Genomic DNA, 21606 nt, shown 5'->3' on the forward strand with positions numbered 1-21606 from the left:
ACAATCGCATGCCTGCTGGCCAACACCCTGACCGCCGCATGCCGCGCAAACAAACTCCCAGAACCAGAAGGCCTGACTGTGTGACCCATAGCGGACAGTCGTGCATGTAGATTTTCAGGGCCGGGGTACTCTCCGGCCTAAAATTTGTTAATATGTAAACTAAGTGTGAGATTACGGGCATTGAATGTGCCTGTATTGGTGATAAACTTTCTATTCCAGCCGGTTACGTTGTAATATGGCAAGTCCCCGGTAGTATTGGCTGGACCCGGAGAGTTGTTGTCGAGTGTTTATGTTCACGAAACTGCGCCCAGTTTTCGCCGAAATAGTAGGGTACCGGTTGATTGCCGGACTGGTTTTCCTTCTGCTATTGTCCTTCGTATTCCAACCATTTCAGGCCATCGAAGTAACCTTTCCTTGGCGCTTGGCCTTCTGGATCGGGGTGATGGCGCTGGCGCTAGGAGTGACCTGCGTCGCAAGAAGATTGTTGCGTAGGTTATTCGCTGAGACCGAGTTTTCTGGGCGCGACCTTGTGCTGATATCCTTGGTTTTCGTCCTTTTTGTTCCAAGCCTTTGGTTGATGGTCTGGTTGCTGTTTTCGGCCAACGGACTGCCGTGCCCGGATATGTTATCTGTAACATCTTATGGCGCCTTGCTGTCGGTGGGCTTGATCCTGGTGCGGCGTGAGGCATCGAAACCTCAATCCGAAAATGCTGAAATTCCGCTGCCGCGCATCTACAAACGGTTGCCGGGATCCTTTCAGGGTCGGGTCTATCGCCTGACGGTCCAAGACCACTATGTGGATGTGGTGACTTCTGAGGGCACGTTTACGATCCGGTCGCGTTTTACCGACGCCATAGAGGAAATGGAACCTATACCGGGCCATTGCACGCACCGATCGCATTGGGTTGTCGATGACGCCATTGCTGGGGTCGAACGTAAGGGTGGCAAGACCATGTTGCGCCTGAAGAACGACGAGCTTGTTCCGGTCAGCAGGAAATACCGCCCGTTCCTAGAAGAAGATGGCCTGATCTGAGCCGCCCTATCTGGGCATTGGGATCATTTGCGGGATTTTCCCTGTCAGGATCGCCATTGCCTGATCGCTCATCAAGGCGTCCAGAACGTGATCCGAGCTAAAGAGCCCACCAGTATAAGTCCCATAGGCAGGCAGGATCAGACGCGCCTGATCCATCAGGAAAGCGGGGCGGGTGATCGAACGACCGCGGATCCGCACGCGCGCCTTGGGGTGGTAATGTCCCGAAACCTCAGCCTTGCCCTTGGGTTGCGCAATATGACGAAAGACCAGAGGGTCAACCGCATATTCGGCCAGATGGCTTCCGCCCAGATCTACCGGGCCGGGGTCATGGTTGCCCTCGATCCAGACCCAGCGGCGACCGGCCTGCATCGCCGTAATCTGCAGCCTGTCAGGCACACTCAAGGCGTTTAGGGCATCAAGATCATCAAAACTATCCCCAAGGCAAATAACGATGTCAGGCTGAGTGTGCTCGATATCTGCGGCCAATCGGGCCAGGGTGTCCTGGCTGTCATAGGGGGGTAATGTCGTGCCGCCCCGGCGCGCCAAACGCTCGGATTTACCCAGATGCAGATCGGACACGCAAAGCACGCTTTTGTCGGGCCACCAAAGGGCACCAGACCCAAGCGCCAGCAGATTTTGCCCGGCTAAACAGATCGAAACTTCGTTCATGTTACGTTCTTTGCGACGTTCCGCTACCGCGCGCAAGAGCTTTTAGCAGGATTTCAGCCCTGCCTCTTGCAATAGGCGCGCGCTTTCTTCCGCCAGCAGGCGTTCTTCAGCAGCACCTTTGACGGGTACCTTGCCAACCTCAAGAAACAGTGGTGCAGCCAGAGGTGAAACCCGATCCAATCGCATCAGATCTATGCGTCCCCCGATCCGCTCGATCAGTGCCTCGATCCGCCCGAAATCGACGAGACCGCGCACGGCCTCTTCTCGGGTGATCTGCATTAACAGGTGATCGGGATCGTATTTCAGCAAAGTATCGTAGAGGATATCTGAGGAAAACGTGGCCTGCCGACCACTTTTGCGCTGACCGGCCATGTTCCGTTCGATCAGCCCTGCAATCGTGGCCGAGGCACGAAAGGTGCGCTTCATTACGGCATTGCCCGCCAGCCAGGTTTCCAAGCCGTTGCGCAGCTCGTCGGGCTGAAATAGCGGACGCGGGTCTATCACCGCGTCCAACCCCCAGATCAGGGTTGCATAGTCGGTGGCAACAAAGCCCAGCGGTGCAAGGTCCGTTTCTTCCATCCGTTTGGTCAGCAACAGCCCCAGCGTCTGCTGGGCGTTGCGACCCGCAAAACCATAGACACACAGGTTTTCGCGCCCATCGTTGGGGAAACTTTCGATCAGTAACCTGTCACGTTGAGGCAGGCGCGAGATATCGCGCTGCAACGCCAGCCAATCCGCGGTATGCGCGGGTAACTGGGGCCAATCGGGCTGTGCAAACAGCCGCAGGATACGGTCGCTCAGCTGCGTCGAGGTCGCAAATTTGGTGCCTGAAAACGTTGCGATCTTGGGCTTCTTATCCGCTCGGCGGCTGACTTCGACCGTCATCTCGCGCAATCCCTCATAGCGCACGATCTGGCCGCCGATCAGAAAGGTATCTCCGTGGGTCAGCGAGGCAGCAAAGGCTTCCTCGACCTCTCCCAGAGGTTTGCCCCCTCGATTGCGTTTCAGGCGGACTTTCAACGTATCTGTGTCCTGAATCGTGCCAAGGTTCATTCGGATACGCTGCGCAGCACGGGGGTCACGCAGCTGCCATTGCCCATCTGGCCGTAGCTGCAGCCTTTGCCACCGATCATAGGCGCGCAGGGCATAGCCCCCGGTTGCACAAAAGTCCAAACAGGCGTCGAACTCTGCTCGGGTCAACTCGGCATAGGGGCCCGCTGCGGTCATTTGCCGGAACAGGTCATCGGCCAAGAATGGCCCGGATGCTGCGGCAATCAGGATATGTTGACACAACACATCGCGTGGACCTGCGCCGCGGGGATCACCGTCCAGATCATGAGCTTTCACAGCCTCAAGTGCCGCTATGCATTCCACAACTTCGAAGCGGTTTGCGGGCACTAACAATGCTTTGGAGGGGGCGTTGTATCTGTGATTTGCGCGCCCGATGCGCTGAACCAGCCTTTTGACGTTTTTGGGCGCTCCGATCTGAATGACCAGGTCGACATCGCCCCAATCAATACCAAGATCCAAGCTGCCAGTGCAGACAATCGCGCGGAGCTCACCGCGAACCATTGCGGCCTCGACACGTTCGCGTTGCTGCCTGTCCAGACTGCCGTGATGAATGCCAATCGGCAGCCCGTCTTCGTTGGCAAGCCAGAGGTTGTGAAAGAAAATCTCGGCCTGTGCGCGGGTGTTGTGAAAGATAAGCGTCGTCTTATGCTTCCGGATCTGGTCCAGAACGGCAGGGATGGAATAGGCCGCGCCACCGCCCGACCACGGAGGCATTTCCGGCGTTTCCAACATTTGGATATCGGGGTCAGGCCCAGGATCGGCCTCAACGATCCGGCAGGGATCAGGGTGACGTGCCAGAAATCGGGCAATCGCGCTGGGGTCTTCAACCGTTGCAGACAGGCCCACCCTGCGCAGGTCCGGGCAGAGCCCCTGCAGACGGGCCAGCGCCAGCATCAGCTGGTCGCCACGCTTGCTCTCGGCCAGGGCGTGGATTTCATCGACAACCACCCGTTGCACGCCCTGAAACATCCGCCCGGCGTCTTCATAAGAGGTCAGCAGGGCCAGGCTTTCAGGTGTAGTCAAAAGGATCTGCGGTGGGTCAACCCGCTGACGCTTTTTCTGTGTGGCTGAGGTATCTCCGGTGCGGTCCTCAATCCGGACAGCCAGGCCCATTTCCTCGGCTGGGCCACGCAGGTTTCGCCGGATATCTGCCGCCAGCGCCTTGAGAGGGGAGACGTAGATTGTATGCAGGCCATCATGGTCCCGCTCTGCCAGATCGGCCAGCGTGGGCAGAAATCCGGCCATTGTCTTGCCCCCGCCGGTGGGGGCGATCAGCAACGTCGCCGGTTCAAGGGCCCGGTCGTACATGTCCTGCTGATGCGGGTGGATGGACCAACCTTTGTCGTCAAACCAGTCAGTAATCCGGGCGGGAATCTGCGTCATAAAGGCAGATTACCCGGCCCGTCAGCGAAATGGCATTAGGTTATTTGACGATTTTCTCATCTTTGACGAACATGTTGGCCCAAGCGCGTTCAATTAGATCGGGGCTCATCTGATAGGGGATGCCCTCGAATTCGCAGATCGAGATCATCTGATCAATCAGGAATATCGGCTGATAGTTCGCATAGATGTTGTCGATGGTCGGGTATTTGACCTTTAGCAGGTGGACCAATGCGGCCTCGTCCAGAGGCATCCCGCGTTTGCGGGCCACCATGGCGAAGATTTTCAGGAAGTTCTCTTGGTTCGGACCGTCAATCTTGATCTTGAAGAAGATTCGGCGCAGAGCGGCTTGGTCAAAGATCTCGTTGGGGTGAAAGTTGGTCGAAAAGATGACCAGCGTGTCAAAGGGCACTTCGAATTTTTCACCCGATTGCAGGCCAAGGATATCCTTGTTCTCTTCCAGTGGAACAATCCAGCGGTTGATCAGGGCCTGTGGTGGTTCCTGCTGACGGCCAAGGTCGTCAACGATAAAGATGCCGCCCGTCGATTTCAGCTGCAGCGGGGCCTGATAGGTCCGCGCCGTAGGGTTATAAACCAGATCGAGCATGCTGAGTGACAGTTCACCGCCAGTCACAACAGTTGGTCTTTCACATTGGACATAGCGCGAATCGAACCGCTTGCGGCGGCGCAAGCTATTGGGATCATCAGCTTCTTGTTCGATGGCTGTGTGTACAATCGGGTCATACACCGTGATCACCTGACCAGCGTATTCGATGGCATATGGGACATAGACATTATCGCCCAAAGCATCCCGAATACCGTTCGAGATAGAGGATTTACCATTACCCGGAGGTCCATACATCAGGATTGATCGGCCTGCACTGACCGCGGGTCCAAGGTGGTCCAGCAGGCTGTCAGGCAGAACCAGATGGCCCATTGCCCCGGTCAACTGGTCGCGGGAAACCTGGATATTCCGGATCGACTGGCGTTTTACCTGCTCGCGGTACACATCCAGCGGGACGGGCATGGCGCCGAAATATTCGGACTGGCTCAGCGCATCCAATGCACGCGCTTTGCCCGCATCGGTCAATTGATACCCCATCTCATTGCCGCTGTTGGCGTTCAAAGTACCGGTTGCTTCCAGCAGCTTTTGTTCGCGGGCAAGGTCGATCAATTCCTGTGTGACAGAACCCGGCAAGCAGATCGCTTGGGCAACTTCGGAAACTGTATCTACGGTTTTACGAAAGATAGTTTTCAGCAGGATATCCCGCATCATAACAATAGGAAGCTGCATATCGCCCAACCCCTTTGGGGTAGGGGGGGCCATTACCGAGGTTGTCTGCATATTCATGAGCGTTGCCCGTCTAATTCAGTATTCACGCCAATAGCCCTGAAAAGGGCCCTTTGACGAAAATTTGGCCGGGCTTTGTGTCAGTTCCAAGGCGGGGACAAGGCGGACTGATGATAGTTTACGAGCCGTAAACAGTTCCAAGTATCAGGTAGATGGCCAGGGTTGCACCAAGCGCAAAACCCATTGGAAATTGTTTGTCCCGACGCCAGCTTTCCCAATCTGGGGCAATAGCTCTGAGGGCGGTATGTTTGGCCAACCGATGCGTGACAAAGGCCGCCAAGGTGGTCGACATCAGGATCAACAATACCAATGTGAAATCGCCCATCCAAACAAAGGCTGAGGCCGCGGCTATGAACTTTGCGTCTCCGGCTCCCATAATGCCGGCTGCGTTGAGCAGAATGCCGATGACCAGCATTACAACTATATGTAACAGCTGCCACAAATAGGGTGGGAGGGACACAGAAAACGGGCCGGTAATCCAACCATCCGACCAGGGCGGCAGGACAAACAAACCGATGACCGCAAATACCGAAGCCAGTGCTACTACGGCGTGATTCTTGATGAGCATGTCACGCAGGTCGGTGAAGGCCACGTAATAGCAGATCGGCAGTACGAACGGCAAAAACCAGGCCGCAGCACCCGCTGGAATATGCATGTATCAGGCTTCCTCAAGCGCGCGCAGGGATCGAACTGCTTCGTCGTAATGTTGCGGATGGGTGGCGATCGCTTCGCGGAACAGGTTCTTGGCCGTCGCCACATCACCGCGTTTCACCGCCGAGATGGCCATTGTGTTCAACAACATCGCTCGTTCGACCTGAGACATGGGAACGACAGGCATGCTGTAATTGCCCTGTGCAGCCCGGGAGAGGACCAGATTGTTCTTTGCCGTGAATAGAGAGTTATCCTGTCGAATGGCCTCGGTGAACAACCGTTCGGCTTCGTCGTACTGGCCGCGTGTCAGTTTGGAATATCCCCAGTTGTTCATCACACCACCGGGGCGGGTCGTCAGACCCACGGCGGTTTCATAGAAATGATCCGCGCGTTTCCAGTCTTTTTGTGAATCCGCGACGACGGCTTCCAGGCGGTAGCGTTTGAAAGATTCAAAAGTCGGCGGGACCGAATCCAAAGTGGACTTGGCTTTTGCCCAGTTCCCGGAACGTACCAGAGAATCTGCGTATTCGACCTTGTCTACATTGGTCGTACCGCTCATCGTGGTGACTTTTTTCCAGGCGGCGGTTGCCTCGGTCGTCCGTTTGGCGCGCGCCAGTGAAATCGCCAGCCCACGTTGCAGGTCTATACGACCTGGGTTCTTGGCGGCGGCACCCTGGAAATAGGTAACGGCTTCGTTTGGGTCGGCGGCCGACAGAAGAACGTCGTTCAGGTTGGTCTCGTCAATGACGTTCACCTCCTGAAATGTACGCTCGACCTTTTCTTCTTCGGACTCTTTTTCACAGGCTGAGAGGATCAGCCCGCAGATTGCGATAGACGGAATCAAGAATTGTTGGCGCATTTTTGCGTCCCTTACTGCTCTTGCCTATGTTACGGGAGCTTGCGCAGCATGAATTGCCCGTCGCCTTGCTGCTCCAGTGTGTATTCTTGTTCTTGAGGGGTATTATTATCAGTATTTTCCATTTTTGCGAGAGCTAACCGCAGATTGTCCCGGATTGCGTCACTTTCGCCATTATCGAGAGCATAGGCCCGGCGAAAGACCTGAGCGGCCTCGGGATATTCTCCGATTTCCATCAGCAACACACCCAGATTGTTCCAGGCGACAGACCATTCGGGGTCATCTTCAACCGCACGGCGCAGCAGTGTTTCCGCCTGTCCAAGCCTCCGAAGGCCCAGATTTGCCGTCCCCATCGAGGTCAGGATCTGCGTTGTCATTCCCTGATTGAGCGCTGCGCGGATAAAGGCATCCAACGCAAGCTCGTATTCACCCGAAGCCATCAGCCGGTTACCAACTGCGATCTGATCCTCGGCCGGGGCTTTACGATCAATGCCAGGTGCATCCAGATCCCCAGAGGACCCCGTTTCCGTGCAAGAAGCCACCGTGGCAAGAACCACGGTGGCCTGTAACACGCGGCGTATCCCCGTTTGGATGCACCTGGGTTTCAATTTCATAGGCTATTAGCCTCCGCCGAATTCAGCGATGCCTTTGGCCGAGGGTCCAACCAGAATGACCAGCAACGGTGGCACCGTCAGCATCATAGTGGCGAGTGTCATTTTGGTTGGCAACTTGTTAGCGGCCTCTTCGGCGCGCATCACGCGCTTATCTCGCATCTCGCCGGCGTAAACCCGCAAGGCTTCGGCGATGGATGTACCGAATGTTGCCGATTGGATCATCACCGTCACAAATGAGTTAACATCCTGAACGCCACAGCGCGTACCAAAATCGCGAAGAACCGTATCCTTGTCCTTACCGGCCTTCAATTCGTGGGCGACGACTTCAAATTCAAGCGAAATCTCAGGGTAGGAGGCTTTCATTTCGCGTGCGACGCGAACGATGGCCTGGTCCAGCGACTGGCCAGCCTCGACACAGACCAGCATCAGGTCAAGAGTATCGGGGAAGCCTGCGGTGATCGCTTCTTGCCGTTCTGCGACCCTTCGGGTGATCCAATAGCGCGGCAGAAAATACCCGGCGGCCGAAGGGACAAGAACTCGTATTATCATCTGCTGCGCGGTAAATTCCTGACCATCGGAAAGGACAGTGACCAGCAAAACACCAATCACAATTCCGATGATGCCCAAGGAAAATTGAGCGAAGTGGAAAAACCGAACTGCGTCCTTTGACTGGTACCCCGCCTGCCGCAGTTTCAGCTGCATGGCAGACAGTTCTTCCTTATTCTGTGGCTCAAGGAAGTTGGCAAACTTCTCAAGCTGCTCGTTTCGCCCGCTGGTTCTGAGCTTGTCCTTTTTGACCTTCTTATCCTGTCGAGGGGCTGCATTAGAACGCTGCAGTTTCTTCAGGGGATCTTCTGGCTGGCTCAGGATCAAGGGGACTGTGATCAAGATCATGAACAGTCCAAGTACACCAACCACGATCAGTGGACCGAAGGGGCCAAGGAGCTCGGTTAGAAAGTCATTTATTTGGGTCAGGATTTCCATGGTGGTGTCCTCAGACCTTGATGTCGGTTAGAATGCGCATGACGATCAGGTTCAGTGTCAGCATGATACCGACAAAGAAACAGGCAGGAATGAACCATGGGTGATCCATAACTTCGTCATAGTACCCGGGGTCGTTCACCAAAATGAATCCCAGGCAGAACAGTGGAAATCCGGATAGGAATTTTCCTGACCATTTTGCCTCGGCTGTGATGGCGTTGACGCGCCGGAAAAGTCGAAAACGGGCCCGGATCACCTTGGCCAAACCGGCCAGAATTTCGGCCAGGTTACCACCGGATTGCTGTTGGATGCCGACGGCCACTGCCAAAAACCGTAGATCCTGCATATCCAGTCGTTGTGCCAGATCTTTGAGAGATTCACCGACGTCACGGCCATAGGCACATTCATCAGCGATAACCCCGAATTCAGTGGCGAGTGGATCCTGGACTTCATTTGCGACGATTTGAATGGTGGACACAAAAGGGTTCCCGACGCGAAGCGACCGAACCATCAATTCCACAGCATCTGGCAACTGTTCTTCCAGCATTGCCATACGCTTTTTGGCCTTGTTGTTTACCCACGCATAGACACCGCCAACACCGATTGCGACCGAAATAGCGGCCCGCATTATGGTTTCCGTTCCCGTTGCAATGCTGAGCCCCATAAAGGCAAAGCCTGTCACCAACACCATAATCAGGATCAACTGACGGGGTGTGAAGGCGATGGCGGCCTTCTGAGCCTTGTCCGCCAACAGGGAATAGAGCGGAATGCTCTGGGACTTCATATGCTGCTGCATTTCCTTGCGCAGCTGTTCCAGAACTTGTTCGCGCCCGACGCCTTTATCCAGCATGTCCAGACGGCGGTTCACGCGGCTGTTCAGACTGATGGATTTTCCGAAGGCAACCAGATAGATTCCTTCCACCAACGCAAGTACGCCTACGAAGATCGCGACGTAGATCAGTGCCTCCATAGGCAGTTGCATTTCAAGATCTCCTACATAGTCGTTGGTTCGTAAATCGAAGGGGGCAGATCATAGCCCCACAGACGGAAGCGTTCGGAGTAGTGGCTGCGAACGCCGGTCGCGGTAAAATGGCCAATAATCTTGTTGTCGGGCGTTAATCCAACGCGTTGAAAACGAAAGATTTCCTGCATGGAAATCACATCGCCTTCCATACCAGTGATTTCGGTGATCGAAGTCATACGCCGCGAGCCGTCCTGCAGGCGGCTTGCCTGAACGATCAGGTTCACAGCACTGGAGATCTGGCTACGGACGGCCTTGATCGGCATTTCGATCCCGGCCATCGCGATCATGTTTTCAAGACGCGAAATCCCGTCTCGGGCCGAGTTCGCGTGGATCGTTGTCATCGAGCCATCATGGCCAGTGTTCATGGCCTGTAGCATGTCGATAACTTCCGAGCCCCGTGTCTCACCCACGATGATACGGTCGGGACGCATACGAAGGGCGTTTTTCAGACAGTCGCGGGGGCTGACTTCACCCTTGCCTTCGACGTTAGGCGGGCGGCTTTCCATCCGGCCAACATGAGACTGTTGCAGCTGGAGTTCCGCTGTATCCTCGATGGTCAGAATACGCTCGGCGTCGTCGATAAAGCTGGACAATGCGTTTAGCGTGGTTGTTTTACCGGAACCGGTACCGCCCGAAACGATCACATTTAGGCGTGTAGATACAGCAGCCTGCAGATAGGCGGCCATTTCTTCGGTGAAGGCACCAAAATTCACCAGGTCATCAATGGCCAGCTTATCTTTTTTGAACTTACGAATGGATACCAGCGAGCCGTCAACGGCAATCGGTGGCACCATGGCGTTAAAACGCGAGCCATCCGCCAGACGGGCGTCCACATAGGGGTTGGATTCGTCAACACGGCGGCCCACGGCGGATACGATCTTGTCGATGATCCGCATCAGGTGCTTTTCGTCTTTAAAGGTAACGTCGCTAATTTCTAGCTTACCGAACCGTTCAACGAAAATTTGCTGTGGGCCGTTGACCAGAATATCGCTGACAGAGTCGTCCTGAAGCAAGGTCTCGAGAGGGCCAAGACCGGTTACTTCGTCATACAGTTCTTTGTTCAGCTGCTGCCGGTCGTCGCGGTTCAGAACGATGTTGCGGGATTCCAGAACCTCACTGGCAATCGCACTGATTTCCGAGCGCAGCTCGGATTCTCCAGCTTTCTCAAGGGCCGCTAGGTTCAGGTTTTCAAGAAGCTCGCGGTGGAGTTCGATCTTGATTTCGCCCAGACGCTCTTTGCGCTTGCGTTCCTTGTCCGCCCCTACAACCTCGGCCGCCTTTTTGGGGGTGGGCCGCCGGGCAACTGCAGTAGCGGTTGATGCTTGCTCCGCTGCTGGTGCAGGTGTGGCCTCGGGCGATTTAGCCGGTGCCTGGACCGGTTGTGCTTCGGGTTTTTTATATCTTGAAAACACGGCGGCTCTCCCTGTGGGATTGTGTTATGCGGCTTCGGCGCTACTGCTGCCCAGGCTGTGCAGCGACTTCGCAAGCTTTGCGATTTCCTTGCGCAGTGGGTTCTTGGCCGCAGCGTTGGCCAATGGCAGACCGTGATCACCGCTTTGCATCACGGGTTTGCCGCCATCCGGCAGTTGAAGATCAATAGAGATGCCCAGGCTTTCACCCATGCGCTTGACCCGGCCCTTACCATTCAGATCGGTAAATTTCGGGGCGCGATTGAGAGCGAAACGCAACTTATTGAAGGGTAGTTCCTCGGCCTGTAAAGCGCGCTTGAGGCGCAATGCGTTCTGAGCCGAACGCATGTCCAGTTCTATCAGGGCAAAGTAAACATGGGCGGCCTGCAGTACAGTTTCCGACCAGTGAACCAATGTCGTTGGCATGTCGACGATCACATAATCGAAGTGTTTTCGCGCCTTTTCGATCACCCGTTCGATATCTTCTTGCGTAATCAGATCCAAAGGCACCATATCCGACGGCGCAGTTAGCACCTGCAGCTTGTCCTCATAGGACTGAAGCGCCTGGTTGAAGACGTCATCATCCATTGCCGCCGTATCAGACAGCATCTCGAATACAGTTTCTCGACGGGGAAGATCCAGATAGGTCGAAACCGTTCCGTATTGCAGGTCCAGGTCAATCAAACAAACCGAAGGGGCCTCTTTGTCAGAGACCGTTGCCAGTTCCCAAGCTAGGTTGACGGCCATAGTCGTCGACCCGACCCCACCGGCAAGTCCCTGAATCACAAACAAAGCACCCTCTTTAGAGTCGCCAGCTGCACGTGCGGCATCTGATCCCGGGGCAACGGCGACGGGTTCGGGTTTGTTCATCCGGTCGATTGCTTCTTGCAATTCACCTTCTGGAAGAGGGTAGGGGACGAATTCGTCCGCGCCCTTGCGCAACAACTGATGCAGCGAAGCCGGGGTCACGTCCTCGGCGATCAGAACTATTTTGATATTTTTGTCTTTGGCCTGTGTGATGATTTCACCCATCAGTGACAGGTTGTCTTCATCCTCACCGTCAATGGCCAACGCGACAAATTGCAGTGAATTCGCCTCGGGTTGGTTGAAAAATGTCAGGGCTTCGGCAAAGCCGAGATCGCCCCAACGCTCACCCAAAGCGCCTTCCATATCTTCTATAAGCAGATCGAAATTCTGGACATCACGACTGATCGTGCAGGCCAGAATTGCGGTCTCTTCGTTTTGCGGCGTGGCGCTTGTCATTAACACAATCCTCGTCGAAGGGTAGGCGAACCATCCTGGCCCAGAGGACAGGATTGGCTTGCTGTCACCCTATTGCGGCCATTTTCGGACGCAGGTCACCCAATTGTTGAAAATGTGGCTTGGAACTTAGGCAAGAATTAGGCGCAAAAGAACCAATTGTAGGGAATTGGGCGACGATGTCGCCCAATCACAGTTTATTGTTCGCTTGTATCGCCAATAGCGGTCTCGCGGCGCAGCTGGGTTTCATAAACGGCGCTCTCCACGTACTCACGATTGACGATGGCGGCGTATTTGCCATCGAGTAACTGGGGTGCACGATCAACGAAGCCTGATACTTCGGTCACGGTGCGCCTGTTGCGACGGTCTCGATCCGGCGTAGCCACAAGAGGTCGTGACTTACCGAATGAAACAACCGCCTCCAACCGCGAGCGAGAGATACCCTGCCGCGTAAGGAACGCAACAGCCGCATTCGCGCGCCGCTGGCCCAGGCTTTGGTTATATGCCGTTGATCCAACAGCATCCGTATGGCCATAGACCCGGAACCGTGCCTCGGGGAACTGTTTGATCCAGTTCGCCTGACGCAAGAGTACTCGCTGAGCTGTTTCGTCCAGTTGAGCGCTGTTGAAATCAAAGTTGATCTGGGTCGGCACTTCGGCTGCGAACCGTTGGCCCAGGATCTGGGCATATGTCAGTTCGCCATTCATTACTTGAATGTTATTCAGTGTCGCATTCCCGAACGCGCCCTGATCGGCTTCGTATCCGGCCTCACGCGTACATGCGGCGACAGCGACCGAAAGACCCAGTGTGATGATCCACTTCTGCATTGGTCCTATCCTCCTAATCAATCCAGGACGTAGCCGTACGAGCTACCGAAGTCCTGATTCGCGACTTCCGAAGCTGCACCGGCACCCAGACGTTCAGTCCGACCGACTTTGCCATTAACGAACAGATCAAATTCGCTGGGTGGTTTGACCCGATCCGTAGGCAGAGCCAGTGCCTCACCACGTGTCGGCGACACAAGGTGGGCTGTGATGATGATCACCAGTTCACTTTGCTGACGCTGATATTCCGCGCTGCGGAAGAGGGCGCCAAGAACCGGGACGTCACCCAACCAGGGAATTTGGTTACTCAGGTCGGTGAAGTCATCCTGGATCAGGCCTGCGATTGCAAAGCTTTCACCATCACGCAATTCAACCGTTGTACTGGTTTGGCGCGTGATAAAGGACGGGACATTATCACCCTGAATGGTGAAGTTCGAGGACCCATCGATTGCCGATACAGCTGCAGCCATTTCAAGGTTAATCAGATCACCATCCACAACGCGGGGGATAAAGTCGATTTCGACACCGAAGGCTTTGTATTCAATGGCAATTACGCCATCGTCCTGCGGTACCGGTATAGGAACTTCACCACCTGCGAGGAACGTCGCTTCCTGACCCGAAAGGGCAGACAGGTTAGGCTCAGCGAGGCTGCGTGCCAGCCCTTTTGATTCAAGGGCTTCCAGCAACAAACGCACTTGCGTTGACCCTGCGCCAAAGCCGAACAGGATCGCACCAGTATTCGTCTGTGAAACAGGAATGTTGTTGCCAAGAGCATTCGCCAGAGCAGCAGAGTTGTTCAGAGTGTTGATACCACCGGTTACGTCGCCGCCGCCAAAACCAAGCGATGCGGACAGGCTTTTAGCCACCGACCGATTCATCTCGGCAAAGCGCACTTTCAGCATGACCTGCTGAACGCCGCCAACCGACATGAGGTTCGATACGCGCTCCGGTGCATAGCGCTCTGCCAGCTCCAATGCCCGTGCCAACTTGGCAGCGCTAGAAATTGTGCCAGAAAGAACGATACCGTCATTGGCGGTGCGAACTTCGATAGGCTCGGTTGGCAAAATCTGGCGCAGACGTTCTTTAAACTCGGTAACATCCGGTGCCACACGGACCCGAACATTAGCAAGTAGATTACCTGCGCCGTCGAACAATGTCAGGGTCGTCAGGCCAGGAGCCTTACCCAAAACATAGATAGTACGATCCGAAAGCGACGAAATATCAGCGATGCCTGCATTGGCGATGCTGAGTTCGGCAAACGGTTGCTCACTTTCCACAACTATTGCGCGGTTCATTGGCACATCAAGCGTTTCCGCTGTACCCTTCTTTACCACGCGAAGTGTTTCAGCCCAGGCAGCATTGCCGACTGGGCCAACTACGAGCGCCAAGCCCAAAAGGGCTGCGCTTATCCAGGAACTTCTTTTCATGTGACCTGCCTCTCCGATCACGCCTCGTTTTTTGCGGCTACTGCCTTATGTCTGATAACACTGCGCGAATTGAGAATTTATTGCAATAATCAATGGTTTCTGGAAGTTTCCTTATGTGGACAATGCGCAACATGCGAACAAATTAGGGCCGCGCAATTCGCGCGGCCCTGATCATGTAACGCACTGATTTTCTGTTAATTTGTGCAGGGTGTTACTATTCCCGTGTCGACGATCTCGGCACCGCGGCGCGTCTTGACCGTACAGACCTCTTCCGCGATTTTGGGTGCCACGGGGACGACATCTTTAATGCCCAGAAGTTTTCTTTGGTCAACTTCGACCGCGCTGGCGATTGTGTCGTCTTGCACGCCAACCAGCGCCAATGACAGGCGGCCGGTGTTCTGAGCCTGAGCCAGCGCCGCGATTTGTTCCGGAGTAGCAGCGACCGTAACGGTGCGCGCGATCGTGGCTCCGGTCAGGTCTGACCCGGCGCTCTGGTCAACAGCGATCAACTCAATGCTGGTTTGAATCAGTCGGGTGATTTCGCCGCGCGATCCGTCGATTCCGCCACCATATGAACCGGTCCAATAAACATCGATACTGTCACCAGGGCGAAGGAAGCCGGATACGCCCGAGGCAACGTCCACGCTGATTGCAAAGGCGCGCTTACCTTTCGCGATTCGTGATGTCAGACCCGCTGCCTCGCCTGGTTTGGTTACTTTGATCTCCATCAGGGCTTCGTCTTTTTCCATGGTTCTCAGAACGAAGCGGTCGCCACTGGCGTCCTCTGGAAATAGGACGGCCATTTCAAGGAAGCTTCCTTCGGGAATTGCATCCTCAGGCCATTTCACAATCCGCACATCTTCGGCGGCCAGACGCTCACCATATTTAAGAGCACGGTTCGAAACCAGAACGTCCACCGTTGGGACGGATTTAACATTTGCCAATGCTTCCTGAGCCGCCAAACGTTCTCTGGCCAATTCCGCCTGATACTGAGAAATATAGTCCCGCGCCATATAAACGGCTCCTCCTGCCAGAGCCACCCCAACAATCAGGACAAGTCCAAATACTGCACGCATGCGCGTTCCCTCGTTTATTTGTAAGCGATGTCAGTCGTCATAGGGAATACGACTTCAACTGACTATTGATTACAGGAGAATTGTGTCGAAAAGGGGGACAATGAAGTATTTTTTTGACGCCCGTGTCCTTAGTGCCAGATTGATCAATCTGATTCCGATGCCTGTTCCTGAATTGCAGAATAGACCTCTATACCGCGAAGTGCGTTACCCGTCTCGGTATCGACGTGCTGAACCCCGCCCGTCAAGTTGAATACCGTGACTAGTCCAAGGCCGACCAGCGCAGCAGTAAGCACTACCCAATCAACGGTGATCGCGCCATGTTCCCCGGATAAGAATTTTGAAATACCCTTCATCGCAGGACCTCGTCTTTATTCTATAAAAAAGGGGGCCGCGATCTGACGAGCGCAGCCCCCTTCAAAATTCTATCTAAATTATTACGGGGTTGGGCCCGAGTTAGGTGCTGTAACAACAACGCCGGTCAAAGCGACATCAATGTCGCTGGCCAGATCGTCGACACCGTCGCTAACCTGTGTCCAAGCAACGGCGGCCAGGCCAACAACGGCTGCGGTCAGAACGACCCAGTCTACTGTTACGGCGCCGTCTTCGTCAGTGGTAAAATTCTTGATGAACTTGATCATGTTACGTCCCTCCTAAAGGATCTAAAAAGTCTAGTGAACCTCGGCGTCTTCCAGAGCTTCGTCTCTCAGTCCGCTCCCGATCGTCTCGGTATGGCATTATGTTTGCCTGTTGGGCGTGGCAGGAATTGGGCCAAACCCCAAATTTTTGTGCCTCAGCTTAACTTTTTGGTAGCTTTCCGTTTAACTAATTGAAATTAAATCAATAAAAATTCTCCCTCCGTGCGGACACCGATAAAACCCGATGCAAAATGGCGCCAAATGAGGCGAAATTGCCCCAATTCACATTGTTTTTCTGGCCTTACAGACAGATTCGGGGTTCAAATCGACGCAAAAGAGAACGTGAGGCAGGCAAATGAATCTCCGGAACGCAATAACTTGCGCCGGCTTGGCGCTGGCAGTGGTATCCGCACCTGTGTCTGTCCCCGCCAACGAGGTCGAACCGCGTGGCGTATATAAACGGATCAAAGCAGCCAAGCCTGGTCAGCGCCCGCGCATTACGGTTCAGATATCGCCTACAGAACATGCCTCAGCACCTTCGGCGCCCAGCACAGGGGCTGAGATCGTAGTTCCTGAGATTATCGCAAGGACACGTGTTACGCCTCCGGGGCTTCCGGGAATTACGCCGCAAAACAAACCTGTCGGGTCTTATAAAGCGTTCTGGGACAGGATCTCACCCGGGATAGATGAGGCCAGTTCGGGTCGTTTGCAGGACTCGATAAATGCGCTTGCCGCCATAAACGTAGCCTCGCCCCGATTGCAGACGCTTCAGAGTATTGCTCAACGGCAGGGGATCGACATTTTACGCTCGACCGTAGGGACAAATGTGTCGCCTGCGTTGGTGCTGGCCGTCATCTCGGTTGAATCGGCGGGCCGCGAAACGGTGGAAAGCTCGGCTGGGGCACAGGGATTGATGCAGCTTATGCCCGCGACCGCGAAACGATTTGGGGTCGAGGACAGCCTTCACCCGGGGCAGAACATCTCGGGCGGAGTGAAATACCTGAACTGGCTGATGGAAGAGTTTGGAAACGACCCGATCCTGGTCCTGGCCGGATATAATGCGGGCGAGGGTGCGGTTCGCAAACATGGTGGTGTACCGCCTTATGCGGAAACACGGGATTATGTGCCCAAGGTTCTCGCGGCTTTTCAGGTGGCGCGAGCGCTGTGTTCGACACCGCCCGAGTTGATTTCTGACGGGTGCGTGTTTCAAACCGCGCTCAACTGACCAAGGCCCGCACTGACGCGGGCCTTGCCGGTACATGACTAGATCAGTCGACGAGCGTCGCCTGTGTCGCGGCGCGCATCTCATCTTCGCTGACACCATCTGCGAGCTCTACGATCTTCAGGCCGCCATCGACCACATCCAGAACTCCAAAATTGGTGATGATGCGATCCACAACACCCTTGCCGGTCAGGGGCAGAGTGCATTCCTTCAGCACTTTCGATTCACCGTGTTTGTTGGTGTGATCCATAACCACGATCACACGGCCAACGCCGGCCACCAGATCCATGGCGCCGCCCATGCCTTTGACCAGCTTGCCGGGAATCATCCAGTTGGCCAGATCGCCTTTTTCATCCACTTCCATGGCACCCAGGATTGCCGCAGCGATTTTGCCGCCCCGGATCATGGCGAAAGACGTTGCGCTGTCGAAATAAGCAGTCCGAGACAGTTCGGTGATCGTCTGCTTGCCTGCGTTGATCAGGTCCGGGTCTTCGTCACCCTCGAAAGGAAAGGGACCCATACCAAGCATTCCGTTTTCGGATTGCAGGGTGATATCCTTGTCGCCAACATAATTTGCCACCAGCGTCGGGATACCGATGCCGAGGTTTACATACATGCCGTCTTCCAGCTCTTGCGCCGCGCGGGCGGCCATCTGATTCCGGTCCCAGGGCATTATGCGTCCTCCTTCTTGCGGGTGGTGCGCTGTTCGATGCGCTTTTCGTGATTGCCCTGAATGATGCGATGCACGTAAATTCCAGGTAGGTGGATCATGTCAGGGTCCAGAGAGCCACGGGGCACGATCTCTTCAACTTCGACCACACAGATCTTACCGCAAGTGGCGGCGGGTACGTTGAAGTTTCGGGCGGTCTTGCGGAACACCAGATTGCCGGTGTCGTCGGCTTTCCACGCCTTGATAATCGCCAGATCTGCAAAAATACCTTCTTCGAGAATATAGGTCTCGCCGTTGAAGTCTTTGTGTTCTTTGCCATCGGCAATAACAGTGCCTACGCCCGTTTTTGTGTAGAAACCCGGGATCCCGGCACCACCTGCGCGCATCCGTTCGGCCAGGGTGCCTTGAGGGTTGAATTCCAGTTCAAGCTCACCGCTGAGGTACTGACGCATGAATTCGGCGTTTTCGCCCACATATGAACTGATCATCTTTTTGACCTGCTTCGTTTGCAGCAGGATACCGATACCGAAATCGTCCACGCCCGCATTGTTCGAGGCAAAGGTCAGGTCTTTGGCACCCGAGGTCTTGATTGCCTCAAGCAGAAGCTCGGGAATCCCGCACAGGCCAAACCCGCCAGCGGCGATCAACATGCCATCCGAAAGCACGCCATCGAGCGCTTCGTTGGCATTGGCATAGATTTTCTTCATGGAAAACTCCCCCAATGAGATGGTGTTGGGCAGGTTGTGCCGTCACGTCACGGGGAAGTCAATGAAACCGGGCGAAGGGTGGTATTTCTACCTAACCGGCCTTCTTGGTTGTCTTCTTGGCGGCTTTTTTCTTGGGCGCCGCCTTTTTCTTGGTCCCTTTCAGGGCCGCGCGCTCATTGACCAGTTCGATGGCCATTTCCTGCGTTACGTCCTCGGGTTTGATGTCCTTGGGAATGGTCGCGTTGACCTTTTCCCACTTCACATATGGACCATAGCGCCCATCCAGAACCTGCATTGCGCCACCATCGGGATGTTCCCCCAGTTCTTTCAGCGCTTTGGCCGCAGCCCGGCGTCCGCGCCCCGGATTGGAGCGCTTTTCAGCAAGCAATTCGACGGCGCGGTTCATGCCGATCTCGAACACGTCATTGGGGTCTTTGAGGTTTGCATAAACCGGTTTGGCCTCATCCGCCAACTGGTGCATCAGATATGGTCCGAACCGCCCGAAATTCGAGCTGATCATACCGCCCTCAGGGTGCTCACCAATCTGGCGGGGCAGGGATAGCAATGTCAGCGCCTTGTCCAGATCCATATCATCCTTGCTCCAGCCACGTGGCAGCGAGGCGCGCGGAGGTTTCTTGTTCTCGGGCGTTGGCTCTCCACGTTGAACATAAGGTCCGAACCGGCCGGTCTTCAGCCAGATATCATCACCTGAATCTTCACCCAGCAGGCGCTCTTCACCCTCGGCACCTTCACCGGCGATAGGACGGGTATAGGTGCATTCGGGATAGTTGCCGCAGCCGACGAACCCGCCAGTGCGTGAAGTTTTCAGGTGCAACTGGCCCGCGCCGCATTTCGGACAGACACGCGGGTCAGATCCATCCTCGCGTGGCGGATAGAGCTGCGGTGCCAGTGCTTCGTCCAGTTTGTCCAGCACTTCGGAAATGCGCAGTTCCGATGTCTCGCCAATCGCGGCCGAGAAGTCGCGCCAGAATTTGCCCAACAGATCCTTATAGTCCCGATCACCTGCACTCACATCGTCCAGCTGTTCTTCCAGATTGGCGGTGAATTCATAACCGACATACTGACGGAAGAAGTTCAGCAGAAAAATCGTGACGATCCGCCCCTTTTCTTCGGGGATCAGCCGGTTCTTGTCCTTGCGTACATATTCCCGGTCCTGAATCGTTGTGACAATCGAGGCATAGGTCGACGGTCGCCCGATCCCCAACTCTTCCATCCGCTTGACCAACGTCGCCTCGGTATAGCGCGGCGGCGGTTGAGTGTGATGTTGCAGTGCCAGAACTGATTCATTGTCTGACAGAATGGCCTCTTTCGCGGCCCGGTCCGTGCCATCGCTTGTCGCTTTGGTGAACTGATCCCGCAACGTGGTTTTAGAGAACCGTGCAGGGTCGCCCTGCATGATCTGGGGCAGGCGTTTGTCATCCTCATCGGCGACATCATCGCGGCCTTCTTCATAGACACGCATGAACCCGTCAAACATCACCACCTGACCGGTCGCGCGCAGGCCAACCTGCCCATCTTCGCTTCCGATTTCGACAGTTGTGCGTTCCAGCCGGGCAGCGGCCATCTGGCAGGCAATGGTGCGTTTCCAGATCAGGTCATAGAGCTTGCGCTGATCGTCGTCCGTTACCTTCAGCGCTTTGGCATCGCGGGTCATATCCGTAGGCCGGATGCATTCGTGGGCTTCCTGCGCGTTCTTTGCCTTGTTCTTATAGATGCGAGGGCTGTCCGGCACATATTCCGCGCCATAGCGGTCGGCGATGGTCTCGCGCGTAGCCGCCACGGCCTCGGGGGCCATGTCGATGCCATCGGTTCGCATATAGGTAATGTAGCCGGCCTCATACAAGCGCTGTGCCACTTGCATCGCGTGACGCGCACCCATGCCGAACTTGCGGCTGGCCTCTTGCTGCAGGGTCGAGGTCATGAAGGGTGCGCTGGGATTTCGAGCGGCGGGTTTCGCCTCGACCGAAGTGACACTGAGCGCGCGGCTGGTGATCGCCTGCACCGCCAGTTCGGCCTGGGTTGAGTTGGACAGATCGTGCTTGTCCAGCTTTTTACCGGCTAGTGTGACCAGGCGTGCCTCATAGGTCTGACCACGGGGTGTTTCGAACAGGGCGCGCACCGACCAGTATTCCACCGGTTTGAACGCCTCGATTTCCATCTCTCTCTCGACGATCAGGCGCAGGCAGACAGACTGCACGCGGCCTGCGGATTTTGCACCAGGCAGTTTGCGCCACAAGACGGGCGACAGGTTGAACCCCACAAGATAATCCAGCGCACGGCGGGCCAGATAGGCCTCGACAAGTGGCATGTCCACCTGACGGGGGTTTCGCATTGCCTCGGTCACTGCGTCCTTAGTGATGGCGTTGAAGGTCACCCGGCTGACAGGCGTATCCTTATTGATCGACCGGCGTTTGGTCAGTGCTTCCTGCAAATGCCAACTGATCGCTTCACCCTCACGATCGGGGTCGGTGGCGAGGATCAGGGCGTTGTCTTCTTTCAGCGCGTCGGCGATGGCTTTGACATGTTTGCGGCTGTCGTTCCCGACCTCCCATTTCATCGCAAACTCATCCTCGGTATCGACCGAGCCATCTTTGGGCGGCAGATCTCGAACATGGCCGTAAGACGCCAGAACCGTGTAGTCCGGGCCAAGATATTTATTGATTGTTTTGGCCTTGGCAGGGGATTCTACAACAACTACAGGCATTTAAGGGGAAACCTCGCTCGA

General features: G+C 55.3%; 20 protein-coding genes. 2 read left to right on the top strand and 18 right to left on the bottom strand.

Annotation, left to right across the window (positions count from 1 at the left end; translation table 11 throughout):
• The first annotated feature begins 289 nt into the window (after window positions 1-289).
• Window positions 290-1033: a LytTR family DNA-binding domain-containing protein gene (locus AC2FIP_RS19080; protein WP_496787740.1), complete on the top strand. Its 744-nt coding sequence runs from the start codon at window positions 290-292 to the stop codon at window positions 1031-1033.
• A gap of 6 nt (window positions 1034-1039) precedes the next feature.
• Here the strand turns inward: AC2FIP_RS19080 and pdeM are convergent, their stop codons facing one another.
• The 15 genes from pdeM to AC2FIP_RS19155 form a co-directional block, all read right to left on the bottom strand.
• On the bottom strand, window positions 1040-1702 hold the full coding sequence (gene pdeM, locus AC2FIP_RS19085; RefSeq protein ID WP_496787742.1) for a ligase-associated DNA damage response endonuclease PdeM: 663 nt from the start codon (window positions 1700-1702) through the stop codon (window positions 1040-1042).
• A gap of 42 nt (window positions 1703-1744) precedes the next feature.
• On the bottom strand, window positions 1745-4156 hold the full coding sequence (locus tag AC2FIP_RS19090) for a ligase-associated DNA damage response DEXH box helicase (RefSeq protein ID WP_496787744.1): 2412 nt from the start codon (window positions 4154-4156) through the stop codon (window positions 1745-1747).
• A 40-nt stretch (window positions 4157-4196) separates the two neighbouring features.
• The gene (locus tag AC2FIP_RS19095) at window positions 4197-5504 is read right to left on the bottom strand and encodes a DUF8689 domain-containing protein (RefSeq protein WP_142637954.1); all 1308 of its coding nucleotides are present in this window, start codon (window positions 5502-5504) and stop codon (window positions 4197-4199) included.
• Between the two features lie 118 nt (window positions 5505-5622).
• Window positions 5623-6159 carry a prepilin peptidase gene (locus tag AC2FIP_RS19100; protein WP_142637956.1) on the bottom strand — a complete coding sequence of 179 codons (537 nt, stop codon included), beginning with the start codon at window positions 6157-6159 and terminating at the stop codon, window positions 5623-5625.
• A 3-nt stretch (window positions 6160-6162) separates the two neighbouring features.
• Window positions 6163-7014, bottom strand: a complete 852-nt coding sequence (locus AC2FIP_RS19105; RefSeq protein ID WP_496787746.1) for a tetratricopeptide repeat protein — start codon at window positions 7012-7014, stop codon at window positions 6163-6165.
• A 29-nt stretch (window positions 7015-7043) separates the two neighbouring features.
• Window positions 7044-7625 carry a tetratricopeptide repeat protein gene (locus AC2FIP_RS19110; RefSeq protein ID WP_185956705.1) on the bottom strand — a complete coding sequence of 194 codons (582 nt, stop codon included), beginning with the start codon at window positions 7623-7625 and terminating at the stop codon, window positions 7044-7046.
• 6 nt (window positions 7626-7631) lie between these two features.
• On the bottom strand, window positions 7632-8609 hold the full coding sequence (locus AC2FIP_RS19115; protein WP_142637960.1) for a type II secretion system F family protein: 978 nt from the start codon (window positions 8607-8609) through the stop codon (window positions 7632-7634).
• Between the two features lie 10 nt (window positions 8610-8619).
• Entirely contained in the window at window positions 8620-9588 is a 969-nt protein-coding gene (locus tag AC2FIP_RS19120) for a type II secretion system F family protein (protein WP_142637962.1), read from the bottom strand.
• 11 nt (window positions 9589-9599) lie between these two features.
• The gene (locus AC2FIP_RS19125; protein ID WP_282022130.1) at window positions 9600-11042 is read right to left on the bottom strand and encodes a TadA family conjugal transfer-associated ATPase; all 1443 of its coding nucleotides are present in this window, start codon (window positions 11040-11042) and stop codon (window positions 9600-9602) included.
• Window positions 11043-11066: 24 nt separating this feature from the next.
• Window positions 11067-12302 (bottom strand): CpaE/TadZ family protein, encoded by a 1236-nt coding sequence (locus AC2FIP_RS19130; protein WP_281973278.1) that lies wholly within the window; start codon window positions 12300-12302, stop codon window positions 11067-11069.
• Between the two features lie 194 nt (window positions 12303-12496).
• Window positions 12497-13126 (bottom strand): OmpA family protein, encoded by a 630-nt coding sequence (locus AC2FIP_RS19135; protein ID WP_496697995.1) that lies wholly within the window; start codon window positions 13124-13126, stop codon window positions 12497-12499.
• Between the two features lie 17 nt (window positions 13127-13143).
• On the bottom strand, window positions 13144-14550 hold the full coding sequence (locus AC2FIP_RS19140) for a type II and III secretion system protein family protein (RefSeq protein WP_496697997.1): 1407 nt from the start codon (window positions 14548-14550) through the stop codon (window positions 13144-13146).
• A gap of 194 nt (window positions 14551-14744) precedes the next feature.
• Window positions 14745-15626, bottom strand: coding sequence for a Flp pilus assembly protein CpaB (gene cpaB / locus AC2FIP_RS19145; RefSeq protein WP_496787749.1), 882 nt, complete (start codon window positions 15624-15626; stop codon window positions 14745-14747).
• A 143-nt stretch (window positions 15627-15769) separates the two neighbouring features.
• Complete coding sequence (locus tag AC2FIP_RS19150) at window positions 15770-15979, bottom strand: hypothetical protein (protein WP_496750772.1); 210 nt, start codon at window positions 15977-15979, stop codon at window positions 15770-15772.
• Window positions 15980-16060: 81 nt separating this feature from the next.
• Window positions 16061-16264 carry a hypothetical protein gene (locus AC2FIP_RS19155; protein WP_496697999.1) on the bottom strand — a complete coding sequence of 68 codons (204 nt, stop codon included), beginning with the start codon at window positions 16262-16264 and terminating at the stop codon, window positions 16061-16063.
• A gap of 352 nt (window positions 16265-16616) precedes the next feature.
• On the opposite strand from AC2FIP_RS19155, the gene AC2FIP_RS19160 reads away from it, so the two are divergent.
• Complete coding sequence (locus AC2FIP_RS19160; RefSeq protein ID WP_496787751.1) at window positions 16617-17486, top strand: lytic transglycosylase domain-containing protein; 870 nt, start codon at window positions 16617-16619, stop codon at window positions 17484-17486.
• Between the two features lie 43 nt (window positions 17487-17529).
• Here the strand turns inward: AC2FIP_RS19160 and AC2FIP_RS19165 are convergent, their stop codons facing one another.
• The 3 genes from AC2FIP_RS19165 to topA form a co-directional block, all read right to left on the bottom strand.
• Window positions 17530-18156, bottom strand: a complete 627-nt coding sequence (locus AC2FIP_RS19165) for a CoA transferase subunit B (protein WP_496698003.1) — start codon at window positions 18154-18156, stop codon at window positions 17530-17532.
• A complete protein-coding gene (locus AC2FIP_RS19170) occupies window positions 18156-18860 on the bottom strand; it encodes a CoA transferase subunit A (RefSeq protein WP_142637982.1) in 705 nt (234 codons plus the stop codon). The genes AC2FIP_RS19165 and AC2FIP_RS19170 overlap by 1 nt, the downstream gene beginning before the upstream one ends.
• Before the next feature lie 91 nt (window positions 18861-18951).
• On the bottom strand, window positions 18952-21585 hold the full coding sequence (topA, locus tag AC2FIP_RS19175) for a type I DNA topoisomerase (RefSeq protein ID WP_496787752.1): 2634 nt from the start codon (window positions 21583-21585) through the stop codon (window positions 18952-18954).
• Window positions 21586-21606: the final 21 nt, after the last annotated feature.

The organism is Ruegeria sp. CDSB114, assembly GCF_059611025.1.